Source organism: Devosia sp. (genome assembly GCF_040509215.1).
Taxonomy (GTDB): Bacteria; Pseudomonadota; Alphaproteobacteria; order Rhizobiales; family Devosiaceae; genus Devosia.
Genome location: NZ_JBEVLL010000217.1, coordinates 1 through 14189, shown reverse-complemented (window position 1 = coordinate 14189; position 14189 = coordinate 1). Strand labels below are relative to the sequence as shown.

15 protein-coding genes are annotated in these 14189 nt (G+C 63.2%); 10 read left to right on the top strand and 5 right to left on the bottom strand.

The features are described from left to right. Positions 1-108 precede the first annotated feature (108 nt). Genes ABW043_RS11935 through ABW043_RS11925 form a run of 3 tightly spaced genes read left to right on the top strand, consistent with a single transcriptional unit; the run spans position 109 to position 3400 of the window. The gene (locus tag ABW043_RS11935) at positions 109-1119 is read left to right on the top strand and encodes a hydroxyacid dehydrogenase (protein WP_353921429.1); all 1011 of its coding nucleotides are present in this window, start codon (positions 109-111) and stop codon (positions 1117-1119) included. Next, positions 1119-2759, top strand: coding sequence for an acyltransferase (locus ABW043_RS11930; protein WP_353921428.1), 1641 nt, complete (start codon positions 1119-1121; stop codon positions 2757-2759). The genes ABW043_RS11935 and ABW043_RS11930 overlap by 1 nt, the downstream gene beginning before the upstream one ends. Further along, positions 2756-3400 (top strand): ThuA domain-containing protein, encoded by a 645-nt coding sequence (locus ABW043_RS11925; RefSeq protein ID WP_353921427.1) that lies wholly within the window; start codon positions 2756-2758, stop codon positions 3398-3400. Before ABW043_RS11930 ends, ABW043_RS11925 begins: the two co-directional genes overlap by 4 nt. Positions 3401-3520: 120 nt before the next feature. Here the strand turns inward: ABW043_RS11925 and ABW043_RS11920 are convergent, their stop codons facing one another. Then, a complete protein-coding gene (locus ABW043_RS11920) occupies positions 3521-4228 on the bottom strand; it encodes a class I SAM-dependent methyltransferase (protein ID WP_353921426.1) in 708 nt (235 codons plus the stop codon). Between ABW043_RS11920 and ABW043_RS11915 the strand changes: the two genes are divergently transcribed. From ABW043_RS11915 to ABW043_RS11905, 3 genes are read left to right on the top strand one after another with little or no spacing between them, the layout of a single operon-like run. Continuing rightward, positions 4227-4484, top strand: coding sequence for a hypothetical protein (locus ABW043_RS11915; RefSeq protein ID WP_353921425.1), 258 nt, complete (start codon positions 4227-4229; stop codon positions 4482-4484). The two genes, ABW043_RS11920 and ABW043_RS11915, sit on opposite strands and share 2 nt — an antisense overlap. Then, positions 4409-4897, top strand: a complete 489-nt coding sequence (locus tag ABW043_RS11910) for a YciE/YciF ferroxidase family protein (RefSeq protein WP_353921424.1) — start codon at positions 4409-4411, stop codon at positions 4895-4897. The genes ABW043_RS11915 and ABW043_RS11910 overlap by 76 nt, the downstream gene beginning before the upstream one ends. A 52-nt stretch (positions 4898-4949) precedes the next feature. Then, complete coding sequence (locus ABW043_RS11905) at positions 4950-5171, top strand: DUF2934 domain-containing protein (protein ID WP_353921423.1); 222 nt, start codon at positions 4950-4952, stop codon at positions 5169-5171. Positions 5172-5266: 95 nt separating this feature from the next. On the opposite strand, the gene efp is transcribed toward ABW043_RS11905, so the two are convergent. After that, positions 5267-5836: an elongation factor P gene (efp, locus tag ABW043_RS11900; RefSeq protein ID WP_353921422.1), complete on the bottom strand. Its 570-nt coding sequence runs from the start codon at positions 5834-5836 to the stop codon at positions 5267-5269. Between the two features lie 126 nt (positions 5837-5962). Between efp and epmA the strand changes: the two genes are divergently transcribed. The 3 genes from epmA (at position 5963) to ABW043_RS11885 (ending at position 9023) form a co-directional block, all read left to right on the top strand. Further along, positions 5963-7021 (top strand): EF-P lysine aminoacylase EpmA, encoded by a 1059-nt coding sequence (gene epmA, locus ABW043_RS11895; RefSeq protein ID WP_353921421.1) that lies wholly within the window; start codon positions 5963-5965, stop codon positions 7019-7021. Between the two features lie 161 nt (positions 7022-7182). Continuing rightward, the gene (locus ABW043_RS11890; protein WP_353921420.1) at positions 7183-8214 is read left to right on the top strand and encodes a lysine-2,3-aminomutase-like protein; all 1032 of its coding nucleotides are present in this window, start codon (positions 7183-7185) and stop codon (positions 8212-8214) included. A 23-nt stretch (positions 8215-8237) separates the two neighbouring features. Continuing rightward, entirely contained in the window at positions 8238-9023 is a 786-nt protein-coding gene (locus ABW043_RS11885; RefSeq protein WP_353921419.1) for an SDR family oxidoreductase, read from the top strand. Positions 9024-9064: 41 nt separating this feature from the next. Here ABW043_RS11885 and fabV read toward each other — a convergent pair whose 3' ends face one another. Then, positions 9065-10234, bottom strand: coding sequence for an enoyl-ACP reductase FabV (gene fabV, locus ABW043_RS11880; RefSeq protein WP_353921418.1), 1170 nt, complete (start codon positions 10232-10234; stop codon positions 9065-9067). Between the two features lie 228 nt (positions 10235-10462). Between fabV and ABW043_RS11875 the strand changes: the two genes are divergently transcribed. Continuing rightward, on the top strand, positions 10463-11578 hold the full coding sequence (locus tag ABW043_RS11875; RefSeq protein ID WP_353921417.1) for a hypothetical protein: 1116 nt from the start codon (positions 10463-10465) through the stop codon (positions 11576-11578). Between the two features lie 27 nt (positions 11579-11605). On the opposite strand, the gene ABW043_RS11870 is transcribed toward ABW043_RS11875, so the two are convergent. Together ABW043_RS11870 and ABW043_RS11865 are read right to left on the bottom strand one after the other, a co-directional pair. Next, entirely contained in the window at positions 11606-12250 is a 645-nt protein-coding gene (locus ABW043_RS11870; RefSeq protein WP_353921416.1) for a glutathione S-transferase family protein, read from the bottom strand. Positions 12251-12252: 2 nt separating this feature from the next. After that, positions 12253-13962 (bottom strand): Rieske 2Fe-2S domain-containing protein, encoded by a 1710-nt coding sequence (locus ABW043_RS11865; protein ID WP_353921415.1) that lies wholly within the window; start codon positions 13960-13962, stop codon positions 12253-12255. Between the last annotated feature and the right edge of the window lie 227 nt (positions 13963-14189).

Genomic DNA, 14189 nt, shown 5'->3' with positions numbered 1-14189 from the left:
GGAAGCCGCGCTGGCAGCGCCGCCGCATGCGCCAGACCTCGCGGCGCTTGAGGCGCTTTTTGCCCGTGAGGGCGTTGATGTCAGCGCCAGTCTGGTGCCGGAGCGGTTCTGATGCGTCCAAAACTTCTCTTTGCCATGGCGGCAGACAAGACGCGGTACGTCTTCGACGACGCTCTTCGCGACCGCCTCGAACAGACCTGCGACCTCCTGCAGCGCGAGCCGATCGAGAATTTCTCAGACCCCGAGGCGAGACGGCTTTTGGGTGAGACTGAAATTCTCGTCTCCGGCTGGGGCTGTCCGATGATCGGGCCGGAGCTTTTGCGGGCGGCGCCGAACCTGAAGCTGATTGCCCATGCGGCGGGGACGGTGAAATTCACCGTGGACCCGGCGGCCTATGTGGCGGGGATCAGGGTGACGCATTCGGCCGAGGCCAATGCGGTGCCGGTGTCAGAGTTCACGCTGGCTTCCATTCTCTTTTCGGCCAAGCACATCTTTACCTTGCGCGATCTCTACCGGCAGGAGCCCAGCCGGCGCTCCAGCTACGCGCTGGGCGATACGGAAATCGGCAATTTCCGTCGGACTGTGGGTATTGTCGGGGCATCGCGCATTGGGCGGCGTGTCATCGAACTGCTGCGCAATTTCGATTTTTCCGTGCTGCTCTACGATCCATTCGTCCAGGCGGGTGATCCTGATCTCGAAGGGGTGGAACTGGTGGAGCTGGACGCGCTGATGGCGCGGTCGGATGTCGTTTCAATCCACGCGCCGCTGCTGCCGTCGACGCGGGGTATGATCGGGGCGCGGCAGCTCAAGCTGATGAAAGATGGCGCGACCTTCATCAATACGGCGCGCGGCGGGCTGATCGACGAAGCGGCTCTCGTGGCCGAGTTGCAGACGCAGCGGATCTTTGGTGTCATCGACGTGACCGATCCGGAAATTCCGCCTGATGACTCGCCGCTCTTTACACTGCCCAATGTGTTCCTGACGCCGCATGTGGCGGGGGCCATCGGAACGGAACGGTTGCGGCTGGGGCTGATGGCGGTCGAAGAGATCGAGCGTTTTATCGAGGGCAAGCCCATGCTCTATGAAGTGCAGCCGGAATTGCTGGAAAGGCTGGCGTGATGAACAGCATTGGTCCCCGGCCGGGCGAGGACGCAGACTGGTGGAATGCCCGCCTGCAATTCCTCACCTGGGATCGGAAGCCTGAAGACGTCGATAGCCAGGAGCATCGGGCGCGGCAGGCGGCGCTGGCCCTGCGGGCGGGGGCGAGCTTTGCCCCGAGCGCCTACGTGGCGGCCGATGCGGCGATCTTCACGACGCATCTGGTTTTGGGCGAGCAGAGCTGGATCGGCGGGCACGCGCTGGTGCGCGGAGATGTCGAATTCGGCACACATTGCACGGTCAATCCCTATGCCATGATCTCGGGGAAAGTGCGCTGCGGCGATGGTGTGCGGATTGCGAGCCATGCCTCGCTCGTCGGGTTCAATCATGGCTATGACGATCCCGAGGTGCCGATTTATCTGCAGAAGCATGAGAGCCTTGGCATCACCATCGAGGACGATGTGTGGGTCGGAGCCAATGCGGTTATCGTCGATGGTGTCACGATTGGTCGTGGCGCGGTGATTGCCGCCGGTGCGGTGGTCAGCAAGGATGTGCCAGCGATGGCCATCGTTGGTGGCGTTCCGGCCAAGGTGTTGCGCTTCCGTGGGCGAGGCCGCAAGGACGACACGCGCAAGCAGCTTGAGGCGCTGGGGGACCGGGCGGCAAAACAGTGGCGCGATGTGCTGGCCGAGAATTTTGACGGCGAGGCCTATGTGTCTCGCGAGCATGACGGCGAGGCTCGGCCGAGCAATCGGCATCTCTGCGATGCCATCGAGATTGCGACTTCGTTCGACCAATTGCCGCCGGGGCTCGATGTGCCGGCGACGCTGGCGCGGCTGCAGGCTGTGCAGGACAAGGTAACCGGGCTGTTCCCCGATCCGTTCCAGCCGCCCAAGCCGGGCACGGCCCAGCGCGACGATGGGCTGGCGCTCTATAATGTGCTCTCGACGGGTTACGCGATCGAGGTTTTGGGTGGGCAGCCGCTGCACCGGGTCGAGGCGGTGGAAATTCCGGCGACGGAGCTGCGGCTTTGGCTTGAAAGCCTGCCTTGGCGCGAGCGGGCCTGGGGCGCGGGGGCGGCGGTAGATGCGATCGGCACGGCGCTCTATTTCAATGCGCGGTATTTTACGACCGGCACGTCGCGCGAGACGCTGTTTGGCTGGCTGACGATGCGGCAGGATCGCGGCGCGGGGCTTTGGGGCTCACAGACGGCGGCAGAGGGCTTGCTGCAGCCGGTCAATGGCTTTTATCGGCTGACGCGCGGCACCTACGCGCAGTTCGGCATTGCCGTGCCGCGGCCGCAGGCGGCGATCGACTCCGTGCTGCTCAACCATCGCAATTATGGTGGTTTCTCGGGGCGGACTTATACGGCATGTAACCTGCTCGATACCATTCATCCGCTGCTGTTGTGCCTGAGCCAGACCGATCATCGGCGGGCGGAGGCGGAGCAGATTGCGCGTTCCGTCATAGCGCGGGCGGGCGAACGCTGGATCGAGGGGCAGGGCTTTGCCTTTGCCGATGGGCAGACGCCGGGTCTGCAGGGCACGGAGATGTGGCTGTCGGTGGTGCATCTTTCAGCAAAGCTTTTGGGCATTGAAGACGCCTTCGCCTTCGTGCCGAAGGGTGTGCATCGGACCGAAGCGGTAGGGTTGGGACTATGACCAAGAGAGCACTCGTCGTCTGGGGCGGCATGGAATTGCACACCCCCGAGCGCGGCGCCAATGTCGTCAGGCAGTTGCTCGAGGAAGAGGGTTTTGCCGTTACCGTAACGCCGGACTATGAGGCGCTCGGAGCCGAGGATATCGGCAGGAATGACCTCATTGTGCCTGTCATTACCGACGGTACGCTGGCGCCCGAGAAGGTGAACAATCTTGTCGCCGCCATTCGGGCAGGGACGGGGCTGGCGGGCTATCACATGGGACTGGCGACGACGTTTCGCTCCAGCGTGCCCTTCCGCTATGCCGCCAGCGTTTATTGGGTGCAGCATCCGGGCAATATCATCACCTACAAGGTCGACGTGACGCGCTCGGATCATCCGATCATGGCGGGGATCGAAAGCTTTGAGCACACCTCGGAGCAGTATTATCTCAACTACGATCCGGCGGTTGAGGTGTTGGCGACGACCGTGTTTTCGGGGCAGTTTCATCCCTGGCGCAAGGACGTGGTGATGCCGGTGGTGTTTACGACCACGCATGATCAGGGCCGGGTGTTTTATTCCTCGCTCGGGCATACGGCGGATGAGCTGGAAATTCCGCAGGTTCGGACGATCTTGAAGCGCGGGTTGTTGTGGGCGGCGCGGTAGCTCTCTAGCCACCTGCCTCTCATTCTTCGTCACCACCGGGCTTGTCCCGGTGGTCCATGCGGAGGCGAGATGGATTGCCGGGACGAGCCCGGCAATGACGATCGTGGGGGTGTTTGGGTGCTACTGCTGTTGTTGCGCCTGTTGCCGCAGCACTTCTGACTCCGGCAGGGCGTTTGCGTATTTGAGTTCCCGATTGGCGCGCGCCCAGAAGGCGGGGTGGACGCGGTCGAGCAGGGCCGGGTCGCTGGCGGTTAGCGCCAGAGCCGCGGCGGTTTCATCATCCAGGAACAGGATCGCGTTCTGGCGGTACCAGGCGGGGACGGCTTCGTCGGTCCAGATCTTGTCGCGCAGGACGTCGTATGGCTTGTAACCGTGCGTCGCGAAGTGGGCGGCCCAATAGCTCTGCCATTGTTCGTTGAGATGGCCAACGCCGCCCTGGCCGGGGATGGCGGCCGAGAAGAGCACGGCAGGGGCCATGGCGACGAGGTCGGCGACGAAGCTTTCGGCGCGCTCGGGGGAGAGGTGCTCGGCGACTTCGAGGGAAAGCACCAGATCGACCCGGGGGCCGGTAAAGCGTTGCTCGAGATCGTGGCTTTCGAAGACGATGGCGGGGTGGTCGAGCATGTCGAGTTTCACCCAATTGCCCTCGATGCCGAACTGATAGCTGGCGCCTGAAGCAACGAGGAAAGTGCCGGTGCCGCAGCCGATGTCGGCGACGCGATTGCGCGTGAGTTTTTCTGGCAGGGCGGCAAAAATTCGGCTTGCGGCATGGGCCGTGTGGGCGCGGCGATTGGCGTAGAAATCGGCCGGGTAGAGCGAAGTCGGCATGGGGCAGATTCTCCTCGGCGCAACTCTATGCGAGGTCGGTCGCATGGGCCAGATGGTGATCGGCCGGTGCCAGATGGTGATCGGCTGGGGCCAGATCGTGATCGCCAAAGGCCGGAACTTTGACCGGTACGACCCGTTGCAGGTGCAGCGTCGCTCAAGCGAAAACCCGGAGACCGACAAATGGCTGAAAAGCAACTTGATGATCTGTTCCTCGAAACCCTCAAGGACATCTATTATGCCGAGCGGCAAATCCTGAAGGCGCTGCCGAAGATGGCCAAGGCGGCGACCTCGCCGGAACTGCGGGCCGGCTTCGAGCAGCATCACACGGAAACCGAAGGCCACGTAGAGCGGCTTGAGCGGGTGTTCGAACTGCTCGGCAAGACGCCGCGTGGCAAGACCTGCGACGCCATCCTCGGGATTTTGGACGAGGGCAAATCTATCATGGAAGAGTTCAAGGGCAGCCAGGCGCTCGATGCTGGGCTTGCCGCAGCCGCGCAGGCGGTGGAGCACTATGAGATTGCCCGCTATGGCACGCTGCGCTCGTGGGCCAAGCAGCTTGGCCATACCGAAGCTGCCGATCTCTTTGGCCAGACGCTGGCCGAAGAAGAGGCGACGGACAAGAAGCTGACGCAATTGGCGACCAGCGTCGTCAACAAGAAGGCGGCCTGACACTCGACGGGGTGAGCGGGCAAGCGTTCACCCCCATTCTGCGGCAATAGCGATGCACAAGAATTCGGCGCTGGCGGAGCGCGTACGGGACACGGCCTATTTTCTGTGGGAACAGGATGGGCGGCCCGAGGGCAGGGCGATGGACTACTGGCTCAGGGCCAAGCACATGCACCAGCGGCAATTGGCCTATGACCAGTGGCTGGCCGATGGAACACCGCCGGATCGATCCGACCTCTATTGGCACGCGGCCGGTCAGGAACTCGAGAAGAAATGAAAACGGGCCCAGATGGGCCCGTTTTGGTATCCGAGTGTTCGTGCCCTTCGAGCATAGCTCGCGGGGCCTGATCACCGCCAAGAGGCGGCCAGCGATCAGTCCTTAGCGCGTTCAACGTAGGAGTTGTCTTCCGTGAGGATGACGATGCGGGTGCCGGCGCCGATATGCGGGGGCACCATGACGCGCAGGCCATTGTTGAGCACTGCCGGCTTGTAGGACGAAGAAGCCGTCTGGCCCTTGACCACAGGCTCGGTCTCGATGACTTCGAACGACAGGCGCTGCGGCAGTTCCATCGAAAGCGGGACGCCTTCGAAGGTCATCAGGTGAACCTTCATGCCGTCCGAGAGGTAAGCGGCCTGCTCGCCGATGACGTCTTCCGGGGCGACCAGCTGCTCGTAGTTGTCCGGGTCCATGAAATGGTGCCCTTCGCCATCCGAATAGAGATAGTCGTAGACGCGGTCATCGACATCGGCCTTTTCGACCATTTCGACCGTGCGCCAGCGTCCGACCACCTTCACGCCGTCGGAAATGCGACGCATGTTGACGTTGGTGATGGAGTTGCCCTTGCCGGGATGGACGTTTTCCGCCGTGAGGACGACGTGAAGGTTGCCATCCTGCTCGACCACGTGGCCTTTGCGCAGGGACGAGGCGATGACCTTGACCATTTTTCTTCCTTGTTCGATCGTTTGGCGCGTAATAGAGGCAGTGCCGTCCCGCGCCGATAAGCTATTGTCGAGCGCCCGATACCCTATTCCGCGCCATTTCGCCAGTCCGCACGGCAAGAAACCCGCATGACTTCGTTCGACATCGCCGATCCCCAGCCCTGGTGGGCGCCTGAACGTCATGCCGACCGGCGGCCGATCCTGCTCGCGCGTAGCCGGTTCGATGCGGCGGTGCGCCTGTGGCTGGCGGAGCGCGATTTTCTGTTGGTCGATCCGCCGGGGCTGCAGCGCTCGCCGGGGAACGAGACGCATCTGCATGCCTTTGGCACGACGATGATCGGGAATGACGGGGAGGGGCAGGCGATGTATCTGCACACCTCGCCCGAATTCACCATGAAGAAGCTGCTGGCGGCGGGCGAGAAGCGGATCGCGAGCCTCCAGCATGTCTGGCGCAATCGCGAGCGCTCGGCGCTGCACCATCCAGAATTCACTATGCTCGAATGGTATCGGGTGGGTGAGGCCTACGACGTCATCATTGCCGATACGCTGGCGATTATTGCTTTGGCCGCTGAGGTGACGAGGATTTCGCAGTTCGAATTCCGCGGGCGGGTTTGTGATCCGCGCGCCGGGGCGGAGCGGGTAAGCGTTGCCGATGCGTTTCTGGCGCATGCCGGAATCGATCTCTTCGCGACCATGGACGACGATGGCGTGCCGGACGGAGAGGCGCTGGCGAGCCAGATGCTTTCCGTGGGTCTCGATGTGCCGGAGGATCGGAGCTGGAGCTATCTCTTTAGCCGCATCCTGGTCGAGAAGGTCGAGCCGCAATTGGGCAATGGGCGGGTTACGGTTTTGGACCGTTATCCAGCGTGCGAGGCGGCGCTGGCGCGGCGCGTGCCGGGGGATCGGCGGGTGTCCGAGCGCTTTGAGGTCTATGCCTGTGGCGTCGAGCTGGCCAATGGCTTTGGCGAGCTGACGGATGCGGCGGAGCAGCGGGTGCGGTTTCTGGCCGAGATGGAAGAGAAGGCACGCATCTATGGTGAGCGCTACCCAATCGACGAGGATTTTCTGCGGGCGCTGGAATTGATGCCGGAGGCGAGCGGGGTGGCGCTGGGGTTCGACCGGCTGCTGATGCTCGCGACGGGTGCGCCGCGGATCGAGGTGGTGCTGTGGGCGCCGGTGGCCGAATGAGCTTGGCGAAGAGACCCCTCACCCGTCTCGACCTTCGGTCGATCCACCCTCTCCCTCAAGGGGCGAGGGGAGGCTCCACTCCTTTGTCCGACTCGGAACCTCCTTCTCCCCTTGAGGGAGAAGGTGCCCGAAGGGCGGATGAGGGGTCTCTTCGCCCCAATATGCGCGCCGTAAAATCAGTGGCAGGGCTTGTCGAGACTGGTCTCGTGCCGACTAGTGATGGCCTAAACGCGGTGGCAGCAAAATACGCCATCGGCATTACGCCGGCAGTGCTCGATCTGATTGATCCGAATGATCCGGCCGATCCGATGGCGCGCCAGTTCGTACCGTCGATCGCTGAACTAAACACCACGCCGGAAGAGCGCGAGGACCCGATTGGGGACCTGTCGCATTCGCCGGTGGAAGGCATCGTTCATCGCTATCCCGATCGCGTGCTGCTGAAGGCCGTGCATGTTTGCCCGGTCTATTGTCGCTTCTGCTTCCGCCGCGAAATGGTGGGGCCGCAGGGGTTGGGCACGCTGACTTCGACCGAGCTCGATGCGGCGATGGACTATATCGCGAGCCATACGGAAATCTGGGAAGTGATCCTGACCGGCGGCGACCCGCTGGTGCTGTCGCCACGGCGGTTGACCGGGTTGATGGAGCGGCTACGGGGGATCGAGCACGTCAAGATTGTGCGCTTCCATACACGTGTGCCGGTGGTCGAGCCGGAGCGGATCGATGCCGAGATGGTCGCGGCGCTGACCTCGAGCGGCAAGACCACGTATCTGGCGGTGCACGCCAATCATCCGCGCGAGTTTTCGGCTGCGGCCAAGGCGGCGTTCAAGGCGCTGGTCGATGGCGGTGTGGTGCTTGTCAGCCAGTCGGTGTTGCTGCGGGGCGTCAATGACGATGTCGAGACGCTGGCGGCGCTGATGCGGGGGTTCGTCGAGAACCGCATAAAGCCTTATTACCTTCACCATCCTGATCTGGCGCCGGGCACCGGCCATTTCCGCCTGAGCATCGAGGAGGGCCAGAAACTTGTCGCGGCTCTGCGCGGGCGGATTTCGGGGCTGTGCCAGCCGACCTATGTGCTCGATATTCCGGGCGGGCACGGCAAGGCCGACATCGGGGCGGCGACGGTTGCGGGCCGCGATGGCTGCTTTACCGTGCGCGACTGGCAGGGCGAGGAGCATGCTTATCCGCCGTCATAGGCGGTGACGAATGGGGGGAGACCATGACGACCAAATTCAACGCGCCGGGCCTGTTCGATCTTTCGGGCAATGTGGCGCTGGTTACCGGGGCCGGTAGCGGCATCGGGCAGCGCATTGCCGTGGGGCTGGCGCAGTGCGGTGCCGATGTCGCCTTGCTCGACCGGCGGACGGATGGCGGGCTGGCCGATACGGCGGCTGAGATTGCCGAGGCCGGGCGCCGTAGCCTGTCGCTGGCTGTTGACGTGACGGATGCCGAGGCCTTGGCCGATGCTGTCGCCCGCGTAGAGGCGGAGCTTGGTCCGCTATCGCTGGCGGTGAATGCGGCTGGCATTGCCAATGCCAATCCGGCCGAGGAGATGGGGGTCGATCAGTATCAGACGCTGATGGATATCAACCTCAAGGGCGTGTTTCTCTCCTGCCAGGCTGAGGCGCGGGCGATGCTGGCGCATGGGCGCGGTGCTATCGTCAATATCGCTTCCATGTCCGGCGTCATCGTCAATCGCGGCCTGTCGCAGGCGCATTACAATGCGTCCAAGGCTGGCGTGATCCACATGTCGAAATCGCTGGCGATGGAATGGGTGGGGCGCGGTATCCGCGTCAACACGATCAGCCCGGGCTATACGGCGACGCCGATGAATACTCGCCCGGAAATGGTGCACCAGACAAAGCTCTTTGAAGAGCAGACGCCGATGGGCCGCATGGCGCGACCGGACGAAATGGTCGGGCCGACTGTCTTCTTGCTGTCGAACGCGGCCAGCTACGTGACCGGCGTCGACCTACTCGTCGATGGCGGCTTCTGCTGCTGGTAGGCAGAAAAGAAAAGGGGCGCCAGCGGCGCCCCCCCAAACCCTTATTCGACCACGCGGGGATCGACATCCTTGCTGTAATCGACGCCGCCGACGGCGAAGCCGAAGAGGCGCAGGAATTCTTCGCGGTACTTTGGCAGGTCGGCCAGAGCGGGCAGGGTCTCGGTGGTGAGGTTGGCCCAGCGCTTTTCGAGTTCCTTCTGCATCGGGGCAGACAGTTCCCAATCATCGACGCGGATACGGCTTTCGTCGTCGAGGGCCACGTCGCCCTGCAGCTTTTCGCGGAACAGGCGGTCGATCTGGTGGATCGGGCCTTCGCCGAGGCCCATTTCGTCCTCGACCTTGATCAGCAGCGTGCCATAGAGCGGCACGACGGGAATAGCCGAGCTTGCCTGGGTGACGACGGCCTTGAGCGCCACGACATTGGCGGACTTTTCGCCGTGGGTTGCGCGGATTGCCTTGGCGGCGCGGTCGAGATCGCCCTTTGCCTTGCCCAAAGTGCCCTTGTGGTAGATCGGCCAGGTCAGCTCAGAGCCGAGATAGGTGTAGTTGAGGCTAAGGAAGCCGTCAGCCAGCACGCCGGCATCCGACAGGGCTTTGATCCAGAGTTCCCAATCTTCGCCGCCCATGACCTTGATGGTCGACTGGGCTTCTTCCTCGGTCGCTGGTTCGACGGTGATTTCGGAGACTTCGCCGGTGGCGGTGTTGAGGGTCTTGGACGTCACCTGCTGGCCGTAGGGCTTGATGGCCGAGCGATAGGTGACGCCATCCTTGGGGTCGGTGCGGACCGGGGAGGCGAGGGAATAGACGATGAGATCGACCTGGCCGAGATTGGCCTTGATCGCCTCGATGGTCTCGGCCTTGATCGCGTCGGAGAAGGCATCGCCTTCGATGGTGACGGCCTTGCGGCCAGCGGCGCGGGCGCGGTTTTCGAAGGCGCGGTTATTGTACCAGCCGGCGGAGGCGGGGCGGTTTTCAGCCGGCTCGCGCTCGAAGGATACGCCGACCGTATCGGCATTGCTGCCAAAGGTGGTGACGATGCGCGAGGCGAGGCCATAGCCCGTCGAGCAGCCGAGCACGAGCACGCGCTTGCGATCCGAAGGAATGGCACCCTTGATCACGACATGGTCGATCTGGTGCTGCACATTGGCTGCGCAGCCCGTGGGGTGGGCGGTGACGCAGATGAAGCCGCGGATTTTGGGCTCGATAATCATGGGATTTTCTCCTCGATCTTAAGAAGCCAATAGCGGGATTGGCGGCCGAGTTCCAGTGAGTGCGTCAGGTTTTGCCCGTTCGACAGGGAGATACCCGCAACTGGTCTCGTGGTCGTGCGCCAAGCTTTTCCACAATTGCGGTGCGTTCAAGGCTGGTTCGTGACTGGCCTCTGCTGTCCTATTCGAGCCGAGTCGGGCCCCAAAGCTGACAACTCGAAGAGGCGTTTCATGTCCCAGATTACCCTTCCATTGCCCAATCGATCGCTTGGCATTGCCCGGCGGCCGTTTTCGATGCCGGCGGCGTTCCTCTTTACGGTCGTCGTGCTCACTGCGCTGGCGGTTGGTCTTGTCTGGTGGCAGGGGCCGGGCCTGTGGCGCGACTGGCAGATCAACCAGGACCCGCTGACGCTCGAGGACTGGGATCTGCGCGATGGCGAATGCAGCTCGCGCCGCGGCCTGACCGATTGCGAGGCAGATATCACCTATAATTTCGAAGGGCAGAACTACGAGAAGCATATCTCGCTGGCCTTTCTCGATTTTTCGAGCAGCGACTACATGGTCGATGTGGTGATTGCGCGGGACGATCCGGAGCTGGCGACGCTGAGCCTCGGGCTCGACATGTTGTGGAACCGTCTGGCGGTGTTTGCCGTGTTCATGCTGCTGTTTGGCGGTGGTGCGATCGCGACGATCATTACGGCTTTGAAGGCGGCGGGTGCCAATCGTGCAGCGGCGACGCCGGGGCGGTTGACGCTGGTGCTGGTCGACGTGGTCGAGGTGAAGAATGGGGTGGTTTCCTATGTCGACCATCTCAAGGGGCGCTCGAAGCGTACGACGCGGACGCACTTTGCCAAGGGGCAGGCGCCGCTGATTGGGCTCGACGAGACGGGTAAACCGGTTGGCGTGGCGGTCAAGCTCGAGCATGTGGCCATTCCCGTTTTGCTCGATCGAAATCTGGAGCGCGTGGAGCTGACCGATATCGAGCGCGAGCAGGCGCTGGCGGCCTTCTATGCCGAGCAGGAACAGCGTGGGGCGAGGCTCGCGGCCAATCCGCCGCCGAGGGCGAAGCGTGGGCCCAATATCGTGCGGGGGCTGCTGGCTGGTGGCGCTGTGCTGGTGCTGGCCGTTGTCGCCTTCTTCGGCTTCTGGCTCTATTACGTCACCGTGGCGCCGGATGCCTTTGATGCGGTTGGCATCGAGATCAACAATATCATGCCCGAGCCGCTCAACACCTGGGGCTGCGAGCAGCTTTATAGCCGGTTCGGCGATGGCAATGCGCCCTATGGCTGCACGGCCGACGACTATGTGAGCTGGAAGGTCGCCAAGACCGCGAGCAAGGTGAAATGAAAAAGGGCGCCGTGAGGCGCCCTTCGTTTATTCCTTGGCTCGTCCGGCTGGGAAAATGCCGGACATTACCGTGAACCCCGGCACGCGGCGGACCCTGTCGGTCCAGCGGCGGAGCGCCGGATAATCCTGCCGCGAAATGCCGCCTTCTTCGCTCAGCATCACATAGGGGAAGCAGGCGATGTCGGCGGTCGTCGGATGGGCCGGCGAGCAGAGCCAGTCGCGGCCGGACTTTTCGCCGAACCAGAGATGCTCATCCATCAGCCGGAAGATGCGATGGGCGCCTTTCTGCGATTTCTCGATATCGAAGGCATAGCCATAGCCGAGCGCGAGGCGGGCGGCAGAGGAGGTCGAGGTGATGTCGTCGGCGACGGAATGCCAGCGCAGCACTTCGGCGGTGATGGCCGGGTCATCAGGGAACCACTTTCCCGACGTGTCGTACTTTTTCGCGAGATAAGCGAGGATGGCGCCGGAGTCCGAGAGGGTCAGGTCTTCGTCCTTCAACACCGGCAATTGGCCGAACGGGTTCATGCGCAGGAACCAGTCGGCCTTGTGCTGGCGGCCGGGGAAGAAATCCACCGGCACGATCTCGAAAGGCAGGTTGAGGATGTTCATCAAGAGCCGCAGCTTGTAGCAGTTGCCCGAGAGCTCGAAGTCGTAAAGCGTTATGGTCATTGTCAGATATCCAGCACGAGGCGGCCAGATTTGGCGCGGCTGACACAGGTCATCATGCAGGTATTGGAGGCCTTCTCGGTCTTGTTGAGATAGACGTCCTGGTGGTCGACCTCGCCCTCCATGACCGTGGTGAGACAGGTGCCGCAGGCACCTTGCTCGCAGGAGGAGGGTACGGTGAGGCCGGCTTCGCGCATGGTTTCGAGGATGGTCTTGCCGGCCGGGACATGAAGGGTCATGGCCGAGCGGGCGAGTTCAACGTCGAAGGCCGACGACGAGTCGATGACCTTGTCGTTCTGGAAATATTCGAAGTGGATCGCATCGTCGGGCCAGCCGAGCGAGGCTGCGGTTTCCTGCACCATTTCGAGCATGGCGCCGGGGCCGCAGATATAGACGTGATTGGCGAACTGGTACTGGCCCAAGACTTCGGCGATCTTGGCCTTGATGGCCTCGCGGGCGAGGCCGATGTGGCGGTCGATTTTGCCGTGAAGCGCGGCGAGTTCGCTCTGGAAGGCTAGGCCGTCGCCAGTGCGGGCGAAGTAATGCAGCTCGTAGTTGAGGCTCGACTTGTCGAGAAAGCGGGCCATGGACAGGAGCGGCGTGATGCCGATGCCGCCGGCGATGAGCACGGTGCGGGTAGCGTCGCGGCGCAGCGGGAAATTGTTGCGCGGCTCGGAAATGGCGAGGACGTCGCCTTCGCGAACCGTCTCGACGAGAACCTTCGAGCCGCCCTTGCTGGCGCTCTCCTGCTTGACGCCGATGACGTAGCTTGAGAGATCGCCGGGGCCGTTGGTGATCGAATACTGGCGGATCAGGCCATTGGGCAGGTGCACGTCGATATGGGCGCCGGGCTGGAAGGTCGGCAGGTGCTTGCCGTCGCGGTCGGCCAGTTCGAAGCCGATGACGCCGTCGGCCGATTTCCATTTGCGCTTGACCACGACCGGCATGGTGTTGCCGCGCGGAATGGCGATGTCGGGCATGGAGGCGAGATCGGTCGAGACCTTTTCGAAGACCGGTTGCAGCGGCTCGGGCGTTGGCTTCCTAGCCGCGGCGCGTTCGAGGCGGTCGCGCAGCTTGGTCAGCGTCTCGTTGTAGTGGCGGAGGGTTGCGACTTCGTCTTCCGGCTTGCCGGCAATGAGGCCACGGATGACGGCCCGTCCGGCATCGACGGGCTGGACGAAATAGATGGTGGTGCCGAGGCGCAGGGCCATGCCGGGGAGGAGGTCGGCCGGCTGGTCATCGGGTGCGAGGCCGGCAAGGCCTGCGAGCACGTCTTCGGGCGTGGCATTGACCGGCATGGGGCGCAGGGGGAACCAGTCGGTACCTTCGGCGCCGGCGAAGGGTGCGAATTTCTGGTCGTCATTGGCGGCGGACCAGATGAGGCCGAAGGCTTCCTTGACCGGATATTTGCGGTTTTCGATGCGGCGCGCCGGGGCATCGGCAGGGTGGGCCGGAATATAGGTGCAGCCGGCCGATTGGTTGGCATAGCGCCAACCATGGTACTGGCACTTCAGTTCCTGGCCTTCATTGATGCCGATGGAGAGGCGCACGCCGCGATGGAGACACCGGTTTTCCCAGACGTTTACATTGCCGTCATCGGCGCGCCAGACGGCCAGTTCACGGCCGAGCAACTGGCCCTGATAGACGTGGCGAAACGGCAGGTCCTCGCTTGAGGCGATGGGGTACCAGGCGGGGTCTGAGAGGGACAGGGGCATGTCGATCAGATCCAAAAGTTTGAGGATCGCGCCACGATCGATGTTTCGGCAAGTCGCGGTCCTTGCGTACGGGACTCTGACTCCCTCTCCCTTTGGGGGAGAGGGTTGGGGTGAGGAGGCCTTCGGCACACTCGGGCACCTGAAGGGGGGGGGGGGGGGCCGGGGGGCGGCCGCGGGGCCGCCGGCCCCCGCCGACGGCGCACGCGAGAGGACACACCGCGCCGCCG

What these genes read in the sequence shown, in the direction of transcription:
- ABW043_RS11885 (WP_353921419.1), top strand. Translation starts at nt 8,238, where the DNA reads ATGACGACCAAATTCAACGCGCCGGGCCTGTTCGATCTTTCGGGCAAT.
- ABW043_RS11865 (WP_353921415.1), bottom strand. Translation starts at nt 13,962, where the DNA reads ATGCCCCTGTCCCTCTCAGACCCCGCCTGGTACCCCATCGCCTCAAGC.
- ABW043_RS11930 (WP_353921428.1), top strand. Translation starts at nt 1,119, where the DNA reads ATGAACAGCATTGGTCCCCGGCCGGGCGAGGACGCAGACTGGTGGAAT.
- epmA (WP_353921421.1), top strand. Translation starts at nt 5,963, where the DNA reads ATGACTTCGTTCGACATCGCCGATCCCCAGCCCTGGTGGGCGCCTGAA.
- ABW043_RS11920 (WP_353921426.1), bottom strand. Translation starts at nt 4,228, where the DNA reads ATGCCGACTTCGCTCTACCCGGCCGATTTCTACGCCAATCGCCGCGCC.
- ABW043_RS11915 (WP_353921425.1), top strand. Translation starts at nt 4,227, where the DNA reads ATGGGGCAGATTCTCCTCGGCGCAACTCTATGCGAGGTCGGTCGCATG.
- ABW043_RS11875 (WP_353921417.1), top strand. Translation starts at nt 10,463, where the DNA reads ATGTCCCAGATTACCCTTCCATTGCCCAATCGATCGCTTGGCATTGCC.
- ABW043_RS11910 (WP_353921424.1), top strand. Translation starts at nt 4,409, where the DNA reads ATGGCTGAAAAGCAACTTGATGATCTGTTCCTCGAAACCCTCAAGGAC.
- ABW043_RS11925 (WP_353921427.1), top strand. Translation starts at nt 2,756, where the DNA reads ATGACCAAGAGAGCACTCGTCGTCTGGGGCGGCATGGAATTGCACACC.
- ABW043_RS11890 (WP_353921420.1), top strand. Translation starts at nt 7,183, where the DNA reads ATGCGCGCCGTAAAATCAGTGGCAGGGCTTGTCGAGACTGGTCTCGTG.
- ABW043_RS11870 (WP_353921416.1), bottom strand. Translation starts at nt 12,250, where the DNA reads ATGACCATAACGCTTTACGACTTCGAGCTCTCGGGCAACTGCTACAAG.
- efp (WP_353921422.1), bottom strand. Translation starts at nt 5,836, where the DNA reads ATGGTCAAGGTCATCGCCTCGTCCCTGCGCAAAGGCCACGTGGTCGAG.
- ABW043_RS11905 (WP_353921423.1), top strand. Translation starts at nt 4,950, where the DNA reads ATGCACAAGAATTCGGCGCTGGCGGAGCGCGTACGGGACACGGCCTAT.
- fabV (WP_353921418.1), bottom strand. Translation starts at nt 10,234, where the DNA reads ATGATTATCGAGCCCAAAATCCGCGGCTTCATCTGCGTCACCGCCCAC.